The organism is Tateyamaria sp. (assembly GCF_059783535.1).
The window spans coordinates 1-4,871 of the sequence record NZ_JBYNDP010000202.1; the positions used below are offsets into that span (position 1 = coordinate 1).

Consider the following 4,871-nt stretch of genomic DNA (forward strand, 5'->3'; position numbering starts at 1 on the left):
CCGCTGGTGCGGATGAGATCGCTGTGTTCGGCTCAGCGAGCGAAGGGTTTTCGCGTGCCAACGTTAACGCCAGCATCGACGAGTCGCTGGATCGCTTTGCCCCGGTCATCGATGCCGCGCGCGCCGTCGATCTGCCCGTGCGGGGCTATGTGTCGTGCGTGGTGGAATGCCCCTATGACGGCGCGGTCGACCCCGACGCGGTGGCGCGCGTTGCGGACCGTCTGTTTGCCATGGGCTGTTATGAGATCAGTCTGGGGGACACCATCGGACAGGGCACGCCGGACGCGGTTGCACGCATGCTGCTTGCTGTGCGCGATGTGGTGCCTGTGGGCCGTCTGGCCGGGCATTTTCACGACACAAATGGACGGGCGCTCGACAACATCGATGCCTCTCTTGCGCTGGGCGTTCGGGTCTTTGACGCGGCCGTCGGTGGTTTGGGCGGATGCCCCTATGCGCCGGGAGCGGCGGGCAATGTCGCCACCGAAGCGGTGGCAGCGCATTTGGCGCGTTTGGGATACGAGACCGCGCTTGATCAGTCGCTGATCGAAGAAGCCGCCGAAATGGCACGTAGCATGCGCAATACCGCATAAGGCAAGGAAAAGAACCGTGACTGACACTCTTTCGATCACTGTTGATCCACGCGGCGTTGCGACGCTGCTGCTGGACCGTGCGGACAAGCACAACGCGATGAATGCGGCCATGATTGCTGACTTGCACGAGGCAGCCAAGGCGCTGGGCAGCGACGACACCGTTCGTGTTGTCGTTCTTGCTGCAGCGGGCAAAACATTCTGCGCTGGTGGTGATCTGGGTTGGATGCGCGAACAGATGCAGTCGGATGCGGAAACGCGAGCGCATGAGGCCGGCAAGCTTGCGCATATGCTGCACGCATTAAACACCATGCCGAAACCTCTCATCGGGGCCTTGCACGGCAATGCCTTTGGGGGCGGGGTCGGGATGGCGTCGGTCTGCGACATTGCGATCGGGGCGGATCACATCAAGATGGGTCTGACGGAGACTCGGCTTGGCATTATCCCGGCCACAATTGGTCCCTATGTTGTCGCGCGGATGGGCGAGGGGCGCGCCCGGCGCGTGTTCATGTCGTCTCGGCTCTTTGATGCTTCCGAAGCGGTTGAGCTTGGCCTTTTGGCCAAGGCGGTCCCGGCGGACGATCTGATGCAAGCCGTTGAGGCCGAAGTGGCCCCATATCTGAGCTGCGCACCCGGTGCGGTTGCCGCCGCCAAGGCGCTGGCGCGGGAGTTTGGCCCCCGGATCGACTACCAGACGATTGCCACGTCCATCGGCGCTCTGAAAGCGCGCTGGGAAACCGAAGAGGCTGCGGAGGGCATCGACGCATTCTTTGCCAAGCGCAAGGCAGCTTGGGTGCGCACCTAGCCTTCGCTCTCACCGGCAAATGCAGAACGTTTCCTGCGCAGAGCTGTTGAAACAAATTCGGTGAAGGTGGCGATGCGCGGCACGGCACGCAAATCCGCGTGTGTCAGCACCCAGATCGGCAGGTATGGCATAAGCGGAAGGCCGGGCACGCGCGCAAGGTCCGGATCCGTATCGCCGATGATGCACGCCACGCGCGAGGCGCCAAGACCGGCACGCATCGCCCCCAACATGGCCACCATGTCATCAAGGGCCATTGCTGTTGTCGTATTTGGATATACGGCCATTACTTCCTTGGGCGTCGGGTGCCAATGTAGGAAGCGCAACCACCGCAAAGCGCGATTGGGGTCGCTTTCAAGCTCTGCCATATAGGTTTTGCTCGCGTAGACAGCCGATTTCTGAACAGCCACCTGCCGCCCGACCAAATCCGGATCAGGGGTGTCCGAGATCCGAATGGCCACATCGGCCTCGCGTTCCGCAAGGTTCAGCGTTTCGATGCTGCCGATAATGGTCAATTCGATGTCGGGATGAGCTTGCGCAAACTCACCAAGGATCGGTGCGAGCACAGATTGCACCATCAAATGCGGGGCCGTAACGGTCAGCGGACCACTCAGTGCAACATCGCGTGCCGCAATCGCACGCGACAGGCTGGCATGTTCGATTTCAAATGCTTCTGCCGTTCGCGCGGCGTCACGACCGGCTTGGGTGGGCACGTAACCGGAAGGGCGGCGATCAAACAGGGATGCGCCAAGCGCCGCTTCCGCCGCCGAAATCCGGCGCGAGACTGTGGCGTGATTGACCCCAAGCGCCCGGGATGCGCCACTTATGCCTCCGTTCCGAACAGTCTCCAGAACATATTTCAGATCGTTCCAATCCATATCAACCTCGTTTGCATCGACGCACCCGATCGTTTTTGCACATGGTTTGCGCAAATACTCTCATTTTTCTCACAGGGTGGCTGTGGTCAAGATACGTGGACGCTCAAAATGAAAAGGATGGAAACCATGACCACGCATGCCGTTGTGATGATGCGGATCACAAACCCGGAAAACCTCGCGCAGTACCGTGAGCAAGCTGCCGGTGCACTTGCGCGACATGGTGGGGAAGTGTTGCAGGCTTCTCCTGAACCGATTGCACTTGAGGGCGCTCCGGTGATGCCGGATGTGATCGCGGTTCTGCGGTTTCCTGATCGTGCTGCGGCCGAAGCATGGAAAGCTGACCCAGAATTGCAAAGCATACATGAATTGAGACGCGCCAGCGGCAGTTCGGACATCATACTGATGTGATCATCGCGTGTGTCGCAGCAATCGTTGGACACAAGCAAACAGTCCGAAGGGCCGGCCAGCCCTTCGGTTTGATTTTGTTTTACCTTAGGTCAATATTTCGATATTTCTCATTGAGTAGGCTGCGCTATATTGCGCGTGACAGATTGCGCAATGGATCCCGGAAGATGGCAGATTTTGCATTTGATTTCAGCCATATGGATGAGTTTGACAAACTTGCGCGCGCCGTAAAAACAAAGCTGAACGGCCAAACAAGCTTGATCAGTGTACGACAAGACGACGCGATCCTTGCTTTGGGTCATTCGACCAGGTCAACGCGGCTCGAAGATCGCTTGTTTGCTGCGCAAGACACGATCTGCACGTACACCATGCAAATCCGGGCGCCGCTGCGTGTTGCTGACGTTCCAAACCACAGTTGCTGGCGCCACGCGCCGGTTACGACAAGCCTGAATATCGGTGCTTACCTTGGCGTGCCTGTTCGATTGAACGAAGGCGACCCCATCGGCGCCCTGTGCGTGCTTTCAAATGCGCCACGCATCTGGAGTGACGACGAGCTCGCCTATCTCGAGACAATTGCTGATCTGATCGGCAGTAAGATTGAGCGGCTCATGCTGCGATATGAGCAAAAGGCGCTGAGTGATGCACTGGCCGAAAACGACGCAATCCTGACCACACTTGCCGAGACAAGCGGCAAAGCCATCACCGTTCACAATGATGCAGGTGAATTGGTTTTTGCAAATGCGGCACTGCGCGCGGATTTGGCGCTTACATATCAGGAACTGCTGGCACTTCCTCACGTCGCGCAGCGGCTTGCCAGTGATGGCGCAAGGTCGGGTGCAGTATCGGTCAGCGCGCCCGGTCGTCCAAGCCAGGCACTGCATGTTCAGCTCTACGCGCCAAAGGAAGGATTGACGCTCGCCGAGTGGAGCCGGAGCGACGCGTCGATCACATTTATCTGAAGACGCTGCGTCGAAATCACCCGGTAATTTCCGCGACTTCCTGCACCTGCCTTTATTGACCCTGCCGGGTGGCACGCGTAAACCCATTGGCAGCCAATCCTGCCACTTGACCTGGCGCACTCACGCTCGCGCCAAGAAAAGGAGCCCAACGTGGAAGAGATGTTGCGGGAGTATCTCCCCATTCTCGTTTTTCTGGCCGTCGCCATCGGCCTCGGACTTGTCCTTATCCTAGCTGCTGTGGTCCTTGCTGTGCGCAACCCGGATCCTGAAAAAGTGTCGGCTTACGAATGCGGATTCAACGCGTTTGACGATGCACGCATGAAGTTTGATGTGCGGTTCTATCTTGTGTCGATCCTGTTCATCATCTTCGACCTCGAGATTGCGTTCCTGTTCCCCTGGGCCGTTGCCTTCCAGGATGTGAGCATGGCCGGTTTCTGGTCCATGATGGTGTTCCTTGGTGTCCTGACCATTGGCTTTGCCTATGAGTGGAAGAAGGGGGCGCTGGAATGGCAATGACGGATACAGCCGGTCCCGCCTATGCTGGCGGCGACAAGGATCACGCGACCCAGGCCCTGAATGCCGAGCTGCAGGACAAGGGGTTTCTGCTGACGTCAACCGACGACATCATCAACTGGGCGCGCACCGGTTCGCTGCACTGGATGACATTCGGTCTGGCCTGCTGCGCGGTCGAGATGATGCACACCTCCATGCCGCGCTATGACCTTGAGCGGTTCGGTACGGCGCCTCGTGCCTCTCCACGCCAGTCTGACCTGATGATCGTGGCGGGCACGCTCACAAACAAAATGGCACCTGCTCTGCGCAAGGTCTACGACCAGATGCCCGAGCCGCGCTACGTGATCTCCATGGGCTCCTGCGCCAATGGCGGTGGCTACTACCACTACAGCTATTCCGTGGTGCGCGGTTGCGACCGCATCGTCCCGGTCGACGTCTACGTCCCCGGCTGCCCACCCACAGCCGAAGCACTGCTTTACGGCATTATGCAGCTGCAACGCAAAATCCGCCGCACCGGCACCATCGTCCGGTAAGGAGAGCCCATGTCCGAAGCAATGACCGAACTTGGCACCTATCTTGAAGCCAAGCGCCCCGACTGCGTATTGTCCTGGGATGTGACCCATGGCGAGCTGAACGTGGATGTTGCTCCAACCAGCCTGACGGGCTTTGTCGAGTTCATCACCTCCGACAGCACCTGCCGCTTCTCGTCGCTCGTGGACATCACCGG

The 4,871-nt window shown here is 59.0% G+C and carries 7 protein-coding genes and 1 pseudogene; 7 read left to right on the forward strand and 1 reads right to left on the reverse strand.

What is annotated here, in order from left to right; all coding sequences use genetic code 11:
* The coding region (locus AC6RA8_RS21210) for a hydroxymethylglutaryl-CoA lyase (protein ID WP_500355654.1) at nt 1-590 on the forward strand (590 nt) is incomplete at its 5' end.
* 16 nt (nt 591-606) lie between these two features.
* Entirely contained in the window at nt 607-1,392 is a 786-nt protein-coding gene (locus AC6RA8_RS21215) for a crotonase/enoyl-CoA hydratase family protein (protein ID WP_500355656.1), read from the forward strand.
* On the opposite strand, the gene AC6RA8_RS21220 is transcribed toward AC6RA8_RS21215, so the two are convergent.
* Complete coding sequence (locus tag AC6RA8_RS21220; protein WP_500355658.1) at nt 1,389-2,267, reverse strand: LysR family transcriptional regulator; 879 nt, start codon at nt 2,265-2,267, stop codon at nt 1,389-1,391. The genes AC6RA8_RS21215 and AC6RA8_RS21220 overlap by 4 nt on opposite strands.
* A gap of 126 nt (nt 2,268-2,393) precedes the next feature.
* Here AC6RA8_RS21220 and AC6RA8_RS21225 point away from each other — a divergent pair, with 126 nt between their 5' ends.
* The 5 genes and pseudogenes from AC6RA8_RS21225 to AC6RA8_RS21245 form a co-directional block, all read left to right on the forward strand.
* A complete protein-coding gene (locus AC6RA8_RS21225) occupies nt 2,394-2,675 on the forward strand; it encodes a DUF1330 domain-containing protein (protein ID WP_500355660.1) in 282 nt (93 codons plus the stop codon).
* A gap of 164 nt (nt 2,676-2,839) precedes the next feature.
* Nucleotides 2,840-3,631, forward strand: coding sequence for a GAF domain-containing protein (locus AC6RA8_RS21230; RefSeq protein ID WP_500355662.1), 792 nt, complete (start codon nt 2,840-2,842; stop codon nt 3,629-3,631).
* Nucleotides 3,632-3,781: 150 nt separating this feature from the next.
* Nucleotides 3,782-4,147 carry an NADH-quinone oxidoreductase subunit A gene (locus AC6RA8_RS21235; protein WP_189369881.1) on the forward strand — a complete coding sequence of 122 codons (366 nt, stop codon included), beginning with the start codon at nt 3,782-3,784 and terminating at the stop codon, nt 4,145-4,147.
* Complete coding sequence (locus AC6RA8_RS21240) at nt 4,144-4,677, forward strand: NuoB/complex I 20 kDa subunit family protein (protein ID WP_500355665.1); 534 nt, start codon at nt 4,144-4,146, stop codon at nt 4,675-4,677. Before AC6RA8_RS21235 ends, AC6RA8_RS21240 begins: the two co-directional genes overlap by 4 nt.
* Before the next feature lie 9 nt (nt 4,678-4,686).
* Nucleotides 4,687-4,871: pseudogene (locus AC6RA8_RS21245) on the forward strand (NADH-quinone oxidoreductase subunit C); the annotation flags it as partial.